At 44.2% G+C, this 16,291-nt stretch carries 18 protein-coding genes; 1 reads left to right on the top strand and 17 read right to left on the bottom strand.

Annotated features, from left to right (window positions below; all coding sequences use genetic code 11):
* Positions 1-6: 6 nt before the first annotated feature.
* From GVN20_RS17050 to GVN20_RS17040, 3 genes are all read right to left on the bottom strand, one after another.
* Positions 7-1,119, bottom strand: a complete 1,113-nt coding sequence (locus GVN20_RS17050; protein ID WP_166559493.1) for an MBL fold metallo-hydrolase — start codon at positions 1,117-1,119, stop codon at positions 7-9.
* 82 nt (positions 1,120-1,201) lie between these two features.
* Positions 1,202-1,756, bottom strand: a complete 555-nt coding sequence (locus GVN20_RS17045) for a TetR/AcrR family transcriptional regulator (RefSeq protein ID WP_166559492.1) — start codon at positions 1,754-1,756, stop codon at positions 1,202-1,204.
* Positions 1,757-1,845: 89 nt separating this feature from the next.
* The gene (locus tag GVN20_RS17040; protein WP_166559491.1) at positions 1,846-2,370 is read right to left on the bottom strand and encodes a PolC-type DNA polymerase III; all 525 of its coding nucleotides are present in this window, start codon (positions 2,368-2,370) and stop codon (positions 1,846-1,848) included.
* A gap of 121 nt (positions 2,371-2,491) precedes the next feature.
* On the opposite strand from GVN20_RS17040, the gene GVN20_RS17035 reads away from it, so the two are divergent.
* On the top strand, positions 2,492-2,842 hold the full coding sequence (locus tag GVN20_RS17035; RefSeq protein WP_166559490.1) for a LytTR family DNA-binding domain-containing protein: 351 nt from the start codon (positions 2,492-2,494) through the stop codon (positions 2,840-2,842).
* A gap of 76 nt (positions 2,843-2,918) precedes the next feature.
* Here the strand turns inward: GVN20_RS17035 and GVN20_RS17030 are convergent, their stop codons facing one another.
* The 14 genes from GVN20_RS17030 to GVN20_RS16965 form a co-directional block, all read right to left on the bottom strand.
* Entirely contained in the window at positions 2,919-3,344 is a 426-nt protein-coding gene (locus GVN20_RS17030) for a Spy/CpxP family protein refolding chaperone (protein ID WP_166559489.1), read from the bottom strand.
* 34 nt (positions 3,345-3,378) lie between these two features.
* A complete protein-coding gene (locus GVN20_RS17025; protein ID WP_166559488.1) occupies positions 3,379-3,816 on the bottom strand; it encodes a hypothetical protein in 438 nt (145 codons plus the stop codon).
* Positions 3,817-3,929: 113 nt separating this feature from the next.
* Complete coding sequence (locus GVN20_RS17020) at positions 3,930-4,487, bottom strand: RNA polymerase sigma factor (RefSeq protein WP_166559487.1); 558 nt, start codon at positions 4,485-4,487, stop codon at positions 3,930-3,932.
* Between the two features lie 77 nt (positions 4,488-4,564).
* On the bottom strand, positions 4,565-5,521 hold the full coding sequence (locus tag GVN20_RS17015) for a transketolase family protein (protein WP_114066378.1): 957 nt from the start codon (positions 5,519-5,521) through the stop codon (positions 4,565-4,567).
* A 21-nt stretch (positions 5,522-5,542) separates the two neighbouring features.
* Entirely contained in the window at positions 5,543-6,115 is a 573-nt protein-coding gene (locus tag GVN20_RS17010) for a DUF4276 family protein (protein WP_166559486.1), read from the bottom strand.
* Positions 6,109-7,140, bottom strand: a complete 1,032-nt coding sequence (locus tag GVN20_RS17005; protein ID WP_166559485.1) for an AAA family ATPase — start codon at positions 7,138-7,140, stop codon at positions 6,109-6,111. Before GVN20_RS17005 ends, GVN20_RS17010 begins: the two co-directional genes overlap by 7 nt.
* An 18-nt stretch (positions 7,141-7,158) precedes the next feature.
* Positions 7,159-7,749, bottom strand: coding sequence for a Uma2 family endonuclease (locus GVN20_RS17000; RefSeq protein WP_114066381.1), 591 nt, complete (start codon positions 7,747-7,749; stop codon positions 7,159-7,161).
* Between the two features lie 11 nt (positions 7,750-7,760).
* Positions 7,761-8,618: a transketolase gene (locus tag GVN20_RS16995; RefSeq protein ID WP_114066382.1), complete on the bottom strand. Its 858-nt coding sequence runs from the start codon at positions 8,616-8,618 to the stop codon at positions 7,761-7,763.
* Between the two features lie 89 nt (positions 8,619-8,707).
* Positions 8,708-9,157: a thioredoxin-dependent thiol peroxidase gene (bcp, locus tag GVN20_RS16990; protein WP_114066383.1), complete on the bottom strand. Its 450-nt coding sequence runs from the start codon at positions 9,155-9,157 to the stop codon at positions 8,708-8,710.
* Positions 9,090-11,096: a M23 family metallopeptidase gene (locus GVN20_RS16985; RefSeq protein WP_166559484.1), complete on the bottom strand. Its 2,007-nt coding sequence runs from the start codon at positions 11,094-11,096 to the stop codon at positions 9,090-9,092. Before GVN20_RS16985 ends, bcp begins: the two co-directional genes overlap by 68 nt.
* Before the next feature lie 86 nt (positions 11,097-11,182).
* The gene (locus GVN20_RS16980) at positions 11,183-11,794 is read right to left on the bottom strand and encodes a fumarylacetoacetate hydrolase family protein (protein WP_166559483.1); all 612 of its coding nucleotides are present in this window, start codon (positions 11,792-11,794) and stop codon (positions 11,183-11,185) included.
* A gap of 62 nt (positions 11,795-11,856) precedes the next feature.
* A complete protein-coding gene (locus GVN20_RS16975; protein ID WP_166559482.1) occupies positions 11,857-13,050 on the bottom strand; it encodes a mechanosensitive ion channel domain-containing protein in 1,194 nt (397 codons plus the stop codon).
* A gap of 158 nt (positions 13,051-13,208) precedes the next feature.
* Complete coding sequence (gene mgrA / locus GVN20_RS16970; RefSeq protein WP_166559481.1) at positions 13,209-14,198, bottom strand: L-glyceraldehyde 3-phosphate reductase; 990 nt, start codon at positions 14,196-14,198, stop codon at positions 13,209-13,211.
* 24 nt (positions 14,199-14,222) lie between these two features.
* Positions 14,223-16,178: a sialate O-acetylesterase gene (locus GVN20_RS16965; RefSeq protein ID WP_206023295.1), complete on the bottom strand. Its 1,956-nt coding sequence runs from the start codon at positions 16,176-16,178 to the stop codon at positions 14,223-14,225.
* Positions 16,179-16,291 lie beyond the last annotated feature (113 nt).

Below are 16,291 nucleotides of genomic sequence, written 5' to 3'. Positions count from 1 at the left end.
CATGATTTAGTAATTCCACCACTCTTTGACGGGATACTCACCGCTCCCAATTTCCACTTTTTCGCCAATCATGGGTGTCGTAATGGGTTGATTCAAGGCTTTTGCTTTTTTCGTCACGCGTTCGATGGATTCATTCCACGGATGCAACGCCAGCGTAAATTTGCTCCAATGGACAGGCAAAAGTAATTTAGCTCGCAACTCAACCGCGGCTTGGGCCGTTTCTTCGGGCATCAGGTGAATGTACTTCCAATAGTCGTTGTATTGCCCACATTCCAAAATAGCCAAGTCGAACGGGCCGTATTTTTCTCCAATTTCTTTAAAGTGCGTATCATATCCCGAATCCCCGCCAACATAGATGCTGTGCTGCGGTGTTTTTAGAATAAACGACGACCAAAACGTCTGCATCCGCTTAAAACCACGCCCTGAAAAATGTCGGGCCGGCGCAGCAGTGATGTCAAACGTACTGTCGAGTGCTGTTTTTTCCCACCAATCCAGTTCCGTAATCTGAGACTCATCATAGCCCCAATGCGCCAAATGCGACCCTACCCCCAAAGATGTAATGACCCGCTTTACCTTGGGCTGTAGCTTTTTGACCGTTTCATAATCCAAATGATCGTAATGGTCGTGCGTAATAATCAGCAGGTCGAGTTCAGGAAAATCATCAATTGAATACACATTGCTTCCGTTGTAATTAGCCCCAAAAAAAGATATTGGCGAGGCATTTCCGCTAAAAACGGGATCTACCAGTATATTTTTTCCGTCGATATGCATAAAATAGGAAGAATGCCCAAACCAAACCACCACGGGTTTATCGGATGAGAGGTTCTTTAAATCGGTCTTGACCGAAGGCAGTGTTTTGCTCGGCTCTTTGTTTTCAACCTTTGGAATATACAGTTTTAAGATGTCAAAATAAGTAACGCCTTCGGCCAAATCAGGGGTAAAGTGCTCATTTTGAAAGGCTCCGTTTTTGTAATGTGGCGAAGTACGAATACGTTCGAGGCGGATTTCGGCAGGATTTTTTCCGAATTGTGGCTGCTGCATGTATACGTACCCACTCAGGGCAATGACCGCAATGAGAATGAATAAAATCAACATTGTATTTTTTAATTTGCGAAACATGGGTTGCTAAATTATCAATTAATAAGTGAGTGCTTACTTACTGTTTGACCACACAAATTGTGCGTTTAAAATATTGGACTCCTTAACTTTTGAGTTTATTCTGTTGATACTTAGATTTCAGAAATGAGAGCGTTTGCTCAATAAATGCCTCAGAAGGTTGCTGCATCAACTGATTACTCAAGCCGTCGAGCAGCATGACTAACAACAAAACTTCTTTTTCGGGTTCGGCGTAGCCCAGTTGGCGAAATGCGTCGGTGATGACTTCCACCAACTCAAGATAATAACCACTCGGACGGTACGACTGCCCTCGGTATTTTTTCTGCCATTTGAGAGAAAACTGTAGTTTCCAAAACTCGCGTTCTTCGCTAAATAGCTTCACGGGCAGTTCAATCGTGGCGTGAATCTTGGCCAAAGGTTCGGCCAATGCAACAATGGATTTGACGTGCCGAGCCATCCGTTCTTCACTCATGGCCAAAATAGCATCCATTAATCCTTCCTTATTGGTAAAATGACGAAAAATCAGTCCTTCCGAAACTCCCGCTTCTTTGGCAATCTGACTCGTGGGAGTCGTATCAAATCCATGTTCTGCAAAAAGTTTTAGCGCTGTTTCTAGAATCAGTTCCTTCTTTTCAGTCATAACTAAAAGTGAGTAATCACTTACAAAACTAAAATTAGCCTTCTAGGGTTCCCTATGTTTAAAATTTAGTAAAAAATACCATGATTTATTTACGACACCCAGCCTTTCAGTAATCCCTGATGGTCATGTTGGAGAAGCAATTCAAACAGGCGCGTTGTAGCGGCGGCATCGCCCATGGCGCGGTGGTGATTGGTGTGCTGAATTTGTAAATCTCGGCAAATATTACCCAAGCTATACGATTTGTAGCCCGGAAAAATCTTACGGCTTAGTCGAACGGTACACAGCGTATCACGGTCAAAATACTCATCTAAACGCCCAAATTCGCGCTTTACAAATCCATAATCGAAGGTGACATTATGCGCCACAAAAGCGGCGTTTTGGGTCAATCGGCGCACATCATCCGCAATTTCTTCAAACGTTGGCGCGTCTTTGACCATTTGATTATCAATCCCCGTCAATTGGGTGATAAACCCTGGAATCCAGCACTTGGGATTGATGAGACTTTGATAAGAGTCGATGACCTGTTGGCCATCGTGACGCAAAATGGCAATTTCGGTAATGCGGCTCGTATCGTACGCGCCGCCGGTGGTTTCAATATCTACAATGGCAAACATAAAAGAGCGTATATGAGACACAAAAATACGGGAAAAATACCGAAAGGATACGGGCAAACGCCCGTTGATTTACCCTCTTCTCAAATCGCAATTTTGTAGGGCACATTCAACCCTTAATGTTATGACAGTTATACACCTTGCTCGAACGCCTAATGGCTTAGAAGGGCTCCGTTTGCCGCTAAACTCCCACAAAGTATTCGTTCCCCTGCGCGACATCATGCGCCTTGAAGGCCAGCGCAATTACACCCTGTTTGTCCTCAAAAACGGTCAAAAAATATTGGTTTCAAAAAACATTGGTTTCTACGAAGAGTTACTGCCGCCCAACTTTCTTCGCGTCAATCGAGGTTGTATTATCAATACCGCATACTTAGACGTTTCGTTGGGTGAACATTTCCGACTAAGAGACGGGTATGAAATTCCAGTATCACGAAGAAAAATAAAACAACTCGAAGCCCTGCGAGACGTTGCCTAAACAAAGAGGCAATGCCTTCGACGCGAAAGCATTGCCTCTAATAAAACCCTAAATGAAGGCTGTCTCCAAAAAATTTCTATTGTTGCTTCCTGTTTAGGCGCTGGATGAGCATTTGCGTAAACATCTGCTCGGCTTTATACAGCTCTGCCAACTGCCTAACATTAACCACTTTAAGAAATTTATTCATGTATTCACGCTCCAAATCCACTTCTTTTTGCTGGAGATTGAGCGTTTCTTTGAGATTAGCCAGAATTTTTTCGTCGGGCGTTGTGAGCGTGTTGGTTTCAACGATGAGTTTTCTCATCTGCTTACGAATCTCTTTTTTTCTATCGTCAAACTCATTATAGACAGGCCAAAACTGCTGCGACTGTTCTGGGGTAAGGTTCAATCGGTTGGTAATCAGGCCAATTTTGGCATTTTCGATTTTCTGATGTCCTCCGTCTTGCGCGTAAGAGGCACTAACCAATAGGGTGCAAATAAATACAAATACGATTTTTTTCATCACTAAAATATGTTTCAAATAACGGATTGATACACTAAATTGCTTCCTCTAAGTCTTCGTCCTGAATGGCTTTGCGGAGGTCTTCGTCATTGACGTTGAGTTGTTGCAACAAAACATCTTCTCCGGCATAAGTCTCATTTACCTGAGGCTCTTCCACCATTTCTTGCTGGGTAATGTGATTATCTTTTAGATACGTAATAATCTCAGCATCTGACACTTGGCTCAGAGTTTCTTCGCCCAGCGAAAGTTGTTTTTGTGGATATGTTACCCAAAGTAATACGCCAACCACACTCGCCGCCGCCCCGAGCAAAGCGGTTCGTTTCCATGACCAACTGACCGTAAAAGAGGTTTCTTTCTCAGCTATTTGTTCGTAAATGCGGGTTTGTACCGTGGAAGGTAGTTTTTCAAAATACCCTTCAGGTTCCCGAAAAGGAAGCTTACGTTCGAGGTCGTCTAGTTTTATCCGTTTCATTTTTTCTCAGGTTCTGCGATGCTGTGGATGAAGTAGAGAATCGTTTTCAATCACATAAAATGAAGCCGTGGAGAAAACGTATTTATCTTTTGACAAAGCTTTTATACTAAAGTTTAATCTTCTCCGTTTAAAAACTTTTCAATTTTTGTCACTGCATGGTGATAGCTTGCCTTTAATGCCCCTACCGAGGTGCCAGTGATGTCGGCAATATCTTCGTATTTGAGGTCATCAAAATACTTCATGTTGAACACCAACCGCTGTTTGTCGGGCAAGGTCAGTAGCGCTTTTTGCAGCTTCAACTGAATTTCGTCTCCCGAAAGCGGCGAGTCAGATTCGCCCGCTGCGGCTTCCAGTTTTTCTAATAACTCGCCTTCTACATCGTGAATAGGAATAAAAAATCGGCGACGTTTTTTATTCAAAAAATTCAAACATTCGTTGGTAGCAATGCGGTACAGCCACGTAAAAAGCTGCGCATCTCCTCGAAATGTTTCTAATGCCTGCCACGCCTTAATGAAAGTTTCTTGTGTCAAATCGTCGGCATCGTCGTGGTCAATGACCATCTTGCGAATGTGCCAATAAATTTTTTGCTGGTACTTTCGCACCAACTGATTGAAAGCAAAATTGCGGCTTTCGGGATTGGCAAATTTTTCAAGAATGGCTTGATCGGTCATCTTTCAGGAGTGAGGACGGTGCCGCGCTTGCGGTCAGGAGTCAGGAGTGATTTTTTGTTCTCACTCCTGACTTCTTCTTACTTTTTTCTGGCAATCGCCCGTTTGGCGGCTGCTACAATATCGTTGGCGGTGAGGCCATATTTTTCCATGAGTTGCGCTGGTGTCCCACTTTCTCCGAAGCTGTCTTTTACGGCGATAAATTCCTGCGGATAAGGCGTACCCTGAATCAACAACTCAGCGATGGCACTTCCCAATCCTCCCGCTACCTGATGCTCTTCGGCCGACACCAAACAACCCGTTTTCTTCACCGATTTTAAGATGGCTTTTTCGTCCAAAGGTTTAATCGTGTGAATGTTGATAATTTCGGCGTTGATGCCTTCGGCTTCGAGCATTTCGCCCGCTTGGATGGCTTCCCACACCAAATGCCCTGTGGCAAAGATACTTACATCTGTACCTTCATTGACCATCCACGCTTTGCCGATTTCAAATTTTTGGTCAGCATCCGTAAATACTGGAATCACTGGGCGACCAAAACGCAGATAAACGGGACCTTCATATTCTGCCACAGCGATGGTCGCTGCTTTGGTTTGGTTATAATCACAGGGATTGATAACGGTCATTCCGGGCAGGGCGCGCATCATGGCAAGGTCTTCTAAAATCTGGTGCGTGGCTCCATCTTCTCCCAGCGTCAGGCCCGCGTGTGATACTGCGATTTTGACGTTTTTGTCAGAATAAGCTACACTCTGACGGATTTGGTCATAGACCCGTCCCGAACCAAAATTGGCGAATGTGGTCGCAAACGGAATCTTTCCGCCGATGGTCAGACCTGCGGCCATCCCAATCATGTTGGCTTCCGAAATCCCGCACTGGATAAAGCGCTCAGGGTTTTCTTTGATAAACGCGTCGAGTTTTAAAGAGCCCACCAAGTCGGCACACATTGCCACGACGTTGGGGTTGGTTTGACCTAAAACTTGCATTCCCGCGCCGAATCCGCTGCGGGTATCTTTCTTTTCGGTGAACGTATATTTTTTCATTCTTTGTGTTGTATTGCGTAATTAGTATTGGGTATTAAGTACTGAAAGTTTATTCAAAAAGTAAGCGGCACTGGGGCAATTGGGATGCTGCGCCGCGCGTCGGAGGGAGAAACCATTCCGCAAATAGTTCAGCGCAAATCGTGTTTTTCTATTGCCGATACCACGTTTCGTTTTTTCTATCATCAAAGCTCCCAATGTTTCAAAAGGGACAATTTCTCGTTCAGGTTGTTCAAAATAACAATTACTTTTTGTGCAAAGCGATAATGTCTCTGTATCTGCCAAAAACCAAGATTCAATTTGATGCACTGCTACAATGATAATTTGGTTTTCCTGCTCGGTTATTCGTTGACGCGTCTGCGTAATACAAACGGCATCGTCTTTGTCGGTAAGAATTATAATGTATTCTGCTCCTAAATCTTTTAAGGTTTCTCTAAACGGGATGATGTTATGAGGTAATAAATTTCCATTTCCTCCAGCATCAATGGCTTCGCTGACACATTCTAAATTCAATTCAACTAACAATTTTTGAAAACCGTCAGAATCAATGATCAGCTTTTCGGTTTCACCTTCTACGATAAACCCAACTTTTACCAAGGTAAGCCTCCTCCTAAAGCTGCCGTCAACCACGCCTCGTCCATGCGTAAACCATGTAAATTGTGGTTTTTTAGTTGTTTGGTTATTGTTTCTCCCTGCTTTTTATTGACAAGAATAATTTCTTCGGTTTGTAACTGAGCAACCAATGTTTGTGAATGCGTATTGAGCCAGATATAATGCCCTTTTTCTTGGCAGGCATCCCGAAAGAAATGAACCAACTCTTTTATCACTTTCGGATGCAATCCGTTCTCCGGCTCTTCAATGCACAAAAACTGCGGCTCATCCGATTGATAAACGGCGGTTAAAAGCGCTAGGATGTTGTAAGTACCGTCGGAAATGAGGTGTTTAGGAAAAGGATGTTTCGTGTGTTTTTCTTTGATTTTTAATTTTGATTCTCCGTCAAAAGCGTCAGTACTTATTTCTAAGTTGTCAAATTCAGGAATTAGTAATCGTAACCAATCTAAAATTTCATCTCGTTTTAAGGCATCCTCCAAAATAATTTTTAGCACCTTTGCAAGGTTTGAAGCAGAAAAATTCAATTTTGAATTACCTCCAACAGGTAAACGGCGCCGCATAATTTCTTCATTTTTCACAAAAATTCTGAAGAAATTTTTAACTAAAAAACGAAATTCTTGAGAATTATTTACCCAATCAATCCAATTGATACGTTCATCAGCTCCAAATCCAAAGTAATATTTTCGGGATTCGTTAAGCGTACTAGTTGACGATAAGCTATAGTCATTTAGTTTTAACTGTATTTCAGATTTTGATGTTTGTTTATTAAAAGGAACAATTGACGAATTCCCTCCAAATAAAGATACAACGGTATCTGCTTCTGAAAAATTAACCTCTTCTTCCCTATTAAAATCGAAACGCAATCCATAGTTTAAAAACTCCAATGCCTCAAAAATATTCGACTTGCCCGACCCGTTGGGGCCGACAAAGACCGTAAATGGGTTGGGTTCGATGATGTCTATTTTTGCAATAGACTTGAAATTTTTGATATGGAGACTTTGGAGTTTCATTCAGCAACGGAGGGGGCGTCAATCTTTAAAGACTTCTAACAAATTGATTTTCAGTTCAGGAAAAATAAACGAGTGCATGATTTCGTCTTCAATGAAAGGCCGATGTCCGATAAAAACGCCCTGTTCGTTGAGTGTGTAAACCAGTACATTCTTATCGGTCGATTGTACAATCCAATACTCGCGCACCCCAGCTTCTTCATACACCTCAAACTTATCCTTCATTTCCTTCTTACTATTGCCGGGTGAGAGAATTTCAATAATCAAATCAGGTGCACCAACACAGCCTCGCTTATCCAACTTCGATTTATCGCAAATCACGCAAAGATCAGGCTGCACCACTGTATACACCTGTTTGTCGGTATTTTCAGATTTACGCGCCAAACGCACATCAAACGGCGCATGATACCATTCGCAAGGGTGTTCATCAAAATACTTTACCATTTGTGAGATAAAATACCTTGAAATAGTCTGATGTTTACGCGCAGGAGCAGGCGACATTTTAAAAATGCGCCCTTTTATCAGCTCTACCCGCTCTTCAAACTTCCATTTAAGATAGTCTGCGTAGCTGTATTGTTTTGATAAATCCAGTTGGTCAAGACTTGTTACCATCTCCTGATTGTTTAATAATCTCCCAGCGTCTCGGGCAATTGCGCCAAAGCTTGCTCCAATTGGGCGTCGTTAGGCGCTACGCCGTGCCATTTGTGGCTGTGCATCATGAAGTCTACACCTTGGCCCATTTCGGTTTTCATCATCACGGCGATGGGCTGACCTTTACCCACAAGGCGCTTGATTTTGCGCAACAGGGTCGTCAGTTCGTCCATGTTGTTGCCGTCGACGGTCACTACACGCCAGCCGAAAGCTTTGTATTTTGCGCCTAAATCGCGGTTGTTATTTACTTTATTGGTCGAACCGTCGATCTGCTGACCGTTTACGTCCACAAACGCAACGAGGTTATCGACGTTGTTGTTGGGCGCAAACTGTACGGCTTCCCACACTTGGCCTTCCTGCTGCTCGCCATCGCCCATGAGGCAATACACGATGTTTTTTTCGCCGTTGAGTTTTTTCGCCAACGCCGCCCCTATCGCTACCGAAAGCCCTTGGCCCAAAGAACCCGATGCAATACGAATGCCCGGCAGTCCTTCGTGGGTGGTGGGGTGACCTTGCAAACGGGTGTTTATCTTACGGAAGGTGGCCAATTCTTTGACGTCAAAGTACCCGCGACGCGCCAATACGCTATAAAACACGGGCGAAATATGGCCATTTGACAAAAAGAACAAATCTTCACCTTTGCCATCCAAATTGAATGACAAATAACCGCCTTTACCTTTGCGGTTGTTGATTTTCATTTGTTGAAAGTACAAGGCAACCAATAAATCGGTGCAACCTAGCGACCCGCCCGGGTGACCTGATTGACAGCCGTGGACCATGCGTAAAATATCGCGTCTTACCTGCGAAGCAATGCTTTGAAGTTCAGTCATTTGGATAATGGAAATATGCGTAGTTTTTAAATTGTTACAAATATAAATGTCAGAATGACACTTTTAGCACAAACTAACGAAAACTTAATTTACGAAAGCACCTGCTCTGCGTGGTTTTTGGTGTCAATTTTAGAGATAATCTCCTGAATTACACCATTTTCGTCAATAATAAAAGTAGTACGTACTGTGCCCATATAAGTTTTGCCGTACATGGATTTTTCGGCCCAAACACCATAGGCTTCTACGATTTGGTGCTCGGTATCGGCCAGTAAAGGAAAGGGAAGCTGATATTTTTCGGCAAATTTCTTATGCGATTTTTCGTTATCGACGCTTGCGCCGAGCACTACGTAGCCTCTGGCTAGCATAGCATCGTAGCTATCGCGCAGACTGCACGCCTGGGCAGTACAGCCGGGTGTATCATCTTTGGGATAAAAATAGAGGACAATTTTTTTGCCCTGAAAATCAGTCAGTTTAACGACGTTTCCGTTTTGATCCTTTGCTTCGAACAGGGGAGCTTTTTCGCCTACTTGCAGTGCCATGTTTTTTACGGGTAGCGGGTTTGACAACAGGTTCTTTGATTTCGGCCTGCAAGATAGCGATATTTCCTGCGCGGTCGGTCACTTCGAGCCGTAATTCCCCCTCAAAATCAAGGGTGTCAACCAGTTTATCAGACCAAATATAGTTGCGTTTGTAGTCATAATTCATCAAAACCCACTCTCCATTTACAAACGCATTGAACGAACTGATTCCCGACATTCCATCGGAAATACGCGCCGAAATACTTTTTTTGGAAGATTGAATCAACTTTACAGACGGCGGCGTTTCATCGGTAGCGATGGAAAAATCGCCCAACTCGCGGGTGGTAAAATCAAGCGTTTCGCCTTGCCATTTTCCGCCCACAAAACGCAGTCGCTCACCGTCAAAGCGGTAAGCGTGTGTTCTTTCAGGATTAGCTGGCATTTGGTCTGGCCGAAAATTAACCCCGATGGCATCCCGAAGCGGGATATTTTCTTCATTGATGGCAAGCCCATTCGCGCGCGACTGCACGGCCAGATAAAGTGTATCAAAAATGCTTTGGTTGCCAAAGCGCAGCGTGTAGCGGTCGCCGTTGTAGGTCTCAATGATATTGGGGCGAATCCGTTCCCGAAAGTTTGTTTTCAGTTGTTTGTTGCCAATTTGAATCGAATCGGGCAAGTAGTCGCGCAAATCAAGCAAATAGACCGTTTCACCGCTGCTCTGATACGCTGGCGCCAATTTTATACTTTTATTTTTTACGTAAATATCAGCCTGCGTCAACTGAGAAAGCCCAAATGCAGTGATTTTAAGCACATTTTCTACCGCATCTGTTTTGAGATAAGCCACCGTTGGCAGTGCCTCTGGCTCCTCCAAGAGAGGCAACAGCACCTCGGGCGCTTCGCCCTTTATTTTCAATCGCAACACCGCCGAATTTTCGTAAGAATCAAAGAGCGTCACCTCCACATCGTGCATGAGCGTGTCCCTTATTTGCAGCTTGCCGCGATAGCCGTCGGTTTTGTGCACATTAAATTGATTGCCGTCTGGATTATAGCATTTCAGGTAGCGAGCGCCCGTTTTTTGTTCGGTGGCGTAGTCGATAAGGTTGTTATAATCGCGGGTAGACCATGATGGAAACGAAGTCATGTTGTAAGCAAATACTTCCTGCCCGTCGAGCTTAATTTCAACGCAATTCACGCCGTTTCTGAAATTCACCCCCGTCATGGCATCAAAAGCAATCAGTTCAAGACCGATTTCCCCCCAAGCTTTTATGGGCTGCGCCACGGAATAAAGGCCTTCTTTTTGACGCACTGGCCGAAAGGTAATTCTTTCAAATTCCCCGTTGACGCGACTCAATAGCGACATGGGGCGGATGGCCATTGACGTAAAATAAGGCGGCGTATTGTCTTCAATTTCGGTAAAATCAAAGAACAAAGGATTAAGATAATTGTCTTTGGAGTCCCGAATCTCAAAATGTAAATGCGGCCCCGCCGAGCCGCCGGTGTTTCCCGAAAGGCCAATCAGTTGTCCTTTGCTCACTGGAAACTGGTCGGGTGAGGGATTGAGTTCTATTTCAAACGATTTACGTTCGTACTGTTTTTGGCGTAAATAACTTCCCATCGGCTCCGCAAACGAAAGCAAATGGCCATACACCGTTGTCATGCCGTTGGGGTGTTTGATAAAAATCACGTTTCCATAACCCGACGTTTGCACTTTAATGCGCGAAATATACCCTTCGGCCGCCGCCAAGACCTGCAATCCTTCCCGTTGCTGGGTACGAATATCAATCCCTGCGTGAAAATGATTGGTGCGCAAATCTCCCAAAACCCCCGCCAGAGTGTTTTTCTGACCAGGATGAATCGGAAACTGAAAATACCCTTTCGGAAAGGATTCCCGTTGGGCAATAACCGATTGAAGAATGCCGAGAAAAAAGCAAAAAAAGTATATAAATCGTCCTTTAGTCATGCTGCAAGCATCATTTTTTTATCACAAAATCACAAACAAGGCTCGCAGATGCACAAATCAGTCCATTTTACGTCCTCCTGTCATTTTTATTTTACCTCAAACTCAAGCATTTTATTACCTTCAATGTAAGCCGTAAGCGTATCCCCTACTTTGACCGCACTAACGCCTTTTGGGGTGCCCGTAAAGAGCAAGTCGCCCGTTTTTAGGGTAAAATAGCGAGAAATAAACGAAATAATATAGTCAATTTTAAACAACATCAACGAAGTATTGCCCTGTTGGCGGGTTTCACCGTTGACATCCAAATGAAAATTAAGATTCTGCAAATCAGCAAATTGTGATTTAGGAACAAACGACGAAACGGGTGCAGAACCATCAAATGCTTTGGCTAGTTCCCAGGGCAAGCCTTTTGACTTAAGTTTGGATTGCAAATCGCGGGCGGTAAAATCAATACCGATACCGACTTCTTCGTAGTATTTGTGGGCAAATTTTTCGTCAATATTTTTACCCATCTTACTGATTTTTACCACGATTTCTACTTCATGATGAAGATCCTGGGTAAAATCGGGATAATAAAACGGCGCATTGTCTTTGAGTAGCGCCGTGTCGGGCTTTTGAAAAATAACGGGGTCTTCGGGAACAGCGTTTTGAAGTTCGTGAATGTGATCAACGTAATTGCGGCCAATACAAATGATTTTCATGATAAGGCATTTTTTAAGCCTCAAAGGTACAGAATTTCTCAAAAATGCGCCTGCTCAAGGGCCTACATGGAAGTATAAAAGGTTAAATTCTCTTGATGAAGGCGATTGTTAAGGCGTTGTACTACCTTTTCAAATATTTCCTCGCTTTGTAGGGTTGGCGTTTGGTACGAAATCGTAATTTCCAACCGCTCTCCGTTCCAGTCCGTAATTTTAACATCGGGGGTAAGGGCAAGCTGCACCAGCGTCTCAATGTCTGCCATTTGCTCGACAATCATTGATTTAAGATGCTCGGTATCCACATCAGACGCGGTATAAATTTTCAATCCCCTTTTTTCAAAACCAGCGCGGGTATGGTTGATAATGGTGTTGTTGAGCAAAGGCCCATTAGGAATCATGACACGGCGGCCGTCGCCCGTGTCCAATACGGTATTAAACATCAAAATATCGCGCACAACACCGGTATAATTTTGAGAAGTGATTTTTTCGCCCACTTTAAATTGCTTCATCAATAAAATGATAAAACCACCCGCAAAATTGGACAAGCTGCCTTGCAACGCAAAGCCAATGGCCAAGGTAGCAGCACTAAACAACGCCACAAAACCCGTTACTTTTAGTCCTAAAAATGCACCTGAAAACATAATAACACTTAGGCGCAAACCAATAGAAATCAAGCTTTTAATAAAACTTTTAACGGAAGGATCTACGCGCCGACGATTATCAATAAATGATTTTAGTGGACGGTCAAACCAGTTAATTAGTCCAAATCCCAACAATAAAATCGCCAATGCCGTCCCGAATTTTATCCCCCATTCAACCAGCGTTTCCGAATATTCAATGAATTGGGTTTTCAGCCTGACCAGAAATGTTTTGGTTTGGGAAGGGCACACCTGAATATTCTGAAACAGCACAATCTCTTGGGCCACCACCTGGTCTTTGGTTTTATCGGCGTAATATCCGTCTATTTCTACATAAACACGGCTCAATTTCTCCCGACGGGCTTTTTTATAAATATCTTTAAGCTCCTGATACGCTCCCTTCGGCAATATTCGTACGATTTTCCCCGTCCGGCAATCGCTCAACGTAGGATACCCTCCCAATTGCGTGTACATCCCCCGAAAAGACTCCGCAGAGGTCGTATCGCCAAACAATTGTGCGGGCGAAATTGTCGGAAATGTTTGACTTTGAGCGTTTAAGACAAGAAAAAACGTAAGAAATAATCCAGAAAGGGTGGTGTAGATAAAGCGAAAATGAGGCATGAAAGATGACGTTGGTTACATTGTAATAACGAATTTTCCAGCCATTTTACATAAAAAAATAACAAATTGCTGATTTGAGTAGCATTTCTCCCCAATTTATATTGTAGGGGCAGGCCTTGCGTCTGCCCCGTTTAGGTGGGCGGAGGTAAACCCCGCCACTACGACAAAATTCCCTCAATTTTCGATAATTCTTCGGCGCTGAAATGCTGATTTTCAAGGCATTTTAGGGAATCTTTCAGTTGAGATACACGACTCGCCCCGATTAAAACCGACGTAATCCGAGGGTCTTTCAACAGCCACGCCAACGCCATTTGCGCCAAGGTTTGACCACGTTCCAGTGCCAAAGCGTTGAGTTTTTCGATTTTTTGAAGCGTTTCGGGAGTGATTTGACTTGTTTTCAAAAAGCCATGTTCCTTCGCGGCCCGCGAATCTGATGGAATCCCCTTTAGGTATTTATCGGTTAAAAGCCCCTGCGCCAAGGGAGAGAACGGAATACAGCCCACGCCCGATTCTTCCAAAACATCCATCAAGCCCCCTTCGACCCACCGCTCAAACATCGAGTATTTGGGTTGGTGAATAAGACAGGGTGTACCCAAATCTTTCAAAATCTGAATGGCTTTGGCTGAATTTTCGGCCGTATAACTGGAGATTCCTACATACAATGCCTTTCCTTGACGAACAATGCTGTCCAGCGCGCCCATTGTTTCTTCAAGCGGGGTGTTGGGGTCAAAACGGTGCGAGTAGAAAATATCCACATAATCTAAGCCCATGCGCTTGAGGCTTTGGTCACAGCTCGCAATCAAGTATTTGCGTGAACCCCATTCGCCATACGGCCCGGGCCACATCAAGTGTCCCGCTTTCGACGAAATAATGAGTTCGTCGCGATGAGCAGCAAAGTCTTTTTTGAGCAATACCCCAAAGTTTTCTTCGGCCGAGCCAGGCGGCGGACCGTAATTGTTGGCTAAATCAAAATGGGTAATTCCTGCATCAAAAGCGGTACGAAGGATGGCGCGGTAGTTTTCAAACACATCGACACCTCCAAAATTATGCCACAAGCCCAGTGAAATCGCGGGTAATTTAAGGCCGCTTTTTCCGCAGCGGCGGTACGACATGTGTTCGTAACGGGCGTGATTAGGTACGTAAGTCATTAGATTAATTTTTGTTTTTTGCATTTACTCAAATTTCTTCCCTTCTGTTTTTGCTTTCCAACTATCGGTTCTGAAAGGGCTTGCGGGCAAACCTTCACTGTTGAACAAATTGGCATCTTCCGGTGCATTCGCCCAACCATAGCGCACCGCAATCGGCTTTTGTCCTTTGGGGTGATACACTTCTACTTTGTCGCCAATGATTTCGGCTTTGGCGTAGTAAAATACTTTATCTTCCCCCGCAATTTCAAAACCTTTTACGTAACCAAATTTATCTTTAACGGTTAAACCTTCTCCCGTATAATCAAATGTAACAACGGCTCTATCTTCCTCAAAATGAACCGATTCATACATTGGCCCCGAATGCAAGACTTCCAATCCATAATTGGATTTAAGGGCGTTGAGGGCTAGGCGGTGGCCCACATCCTGCTTGTTGGTAGGGTGAATATCTTTGGGATTGCCGACATCGGTCGTCACGGCCATTCCCGTTTTAGGGAGGCTTAGAGTCATGGTTTGCGCTTCGCGAAGTTCGGCCCAATCGCTGCCGTCATTGCTGTTTTGATACGCCCCGTAGCTTGAAAGCTGCACAAAATAAAAAGAAAATTCATCTTTCCATGTTTGCCGCCAATCATTAATCATCAACGGAAAAGTTTGGCGGTACTGATAGGCTCGCCCCGCGTTGGACTCACCCTGATACCACAATGCCCCCCGAATGGCAAACGGCACCAACGGGGCAATCATCCCGTTATAAATCGTGGTTGCTACGTTGTTACAACTGTGATTGTAGGTGTGAGTTTCGGCAAAAGAAGGCATCAGATACCAACCCGTAGCCAAGCTAACTTTGCTGTCTTTTGCGCTGACAAACAAGTCTTCAGGTGTACCATTGATGCCCAGCCCATACCACGGAAATTGCACCATATTGCCAAATTTGATAACCAATTGATTGTTACCGCTTTTCCACGTGTTGGCTGGTAAGGTGATTTTGCGCGTTCCTTCCACAATTCCCTGCGACACCAATTGTCCGTTGATGTAAATCTCGTTAAAACTATCTTGGATTCCCAAACCCAAGGTAGTGGCTTGTCCTACCATCTCTTCGGGAATATCCACCGTCCGGGCCATGAATCCTTTGCCCCGAAACATCCAGATTCCTTTCCAGTCCCACTGACCAATCGGACTGCCTGCGTTGTGCCACTTAGAAAAATCGTAGCCTGCTTCGGTGTATTTTTTCTCGTCGGCCACGGTAGGATTTACCTCCGTTTTCAGCAATTGTTTCCGCGTTTTCAGGTCCAGAATCGCGTCGGCTTCTTCCCAGGTTTTCGGTAAATTTTGAGCAACGGGTTTTAGTTCCTCATGGGTCAGCATGGCTTCTTTGCTTAGCCAGCCTTCCAATTGCGAACCACCCCACGACGAATGCAAAAGCCCAACGGGAATCTTGAGTTTTTGGTAAAGTTCACGGGCGAAGAAAAAACCAACGGCCGTAAAATTCCCCACATTTTCTTCATTGCAAATTTTCCACTCCCCCGACGTCAAATCATTTTGTGGCTGCATAGTTACATCGTGCGCCACAAAAAAGTGGCGTATTTGCGGGAAATCAGCATTTTTCTTCTCTACTTTAAAGTTATCAGCTTGTCTAACAGGCCATTCCATATTTGACTGCCCGGAGCAAAGCCACACTTCGCCCATCAGAATATCGTTTACTTCTAGTTTTTCTGATTTAGCCATAACCGTCATTTTATACGGACCGCCCGCTTCTAGCGATGTGAATTTTACTGACCATTTTCCAGAGACATCGGCTGTGGCAATTTGTTTTTGTCCCGCCAGCGTCACCGTTACCTTTTCTTTAGGCTTGGCCCAACCCCATACGGGAATGGGCTTTTGACGTTGCAGCACTACGTGGTCAGAAAATAAACGGGCGAGTTTGAGTTGGGCAAAGCTTTGAATCTGAACGAGAAGAAAGAAAAGGAGTAAAAATCGTTTCATCATGGATTAGGATTAGTAACGTTGGTGCAATAAAATATTACTAAGTTTGAGTAAAGGTTTTTCTTTTGTCAGGGCTAAAGCTCATCATTCATACCCCTTCCTCACCAGTCTAAAGG

The sequence above is a fragment of the Runella sp. CRIBMP genome (assembly GCF_009905605.1).
Taxonomy (GTDB): Bacteria; Bacteroidota; Bacteroidia; order Cytophagales; family Spirosomataceae; genus Runella.
Note: the sequence above shows the minus strand (reverse complement) of the source record. Positions and strands in the feature narration are given on the sequence as shown.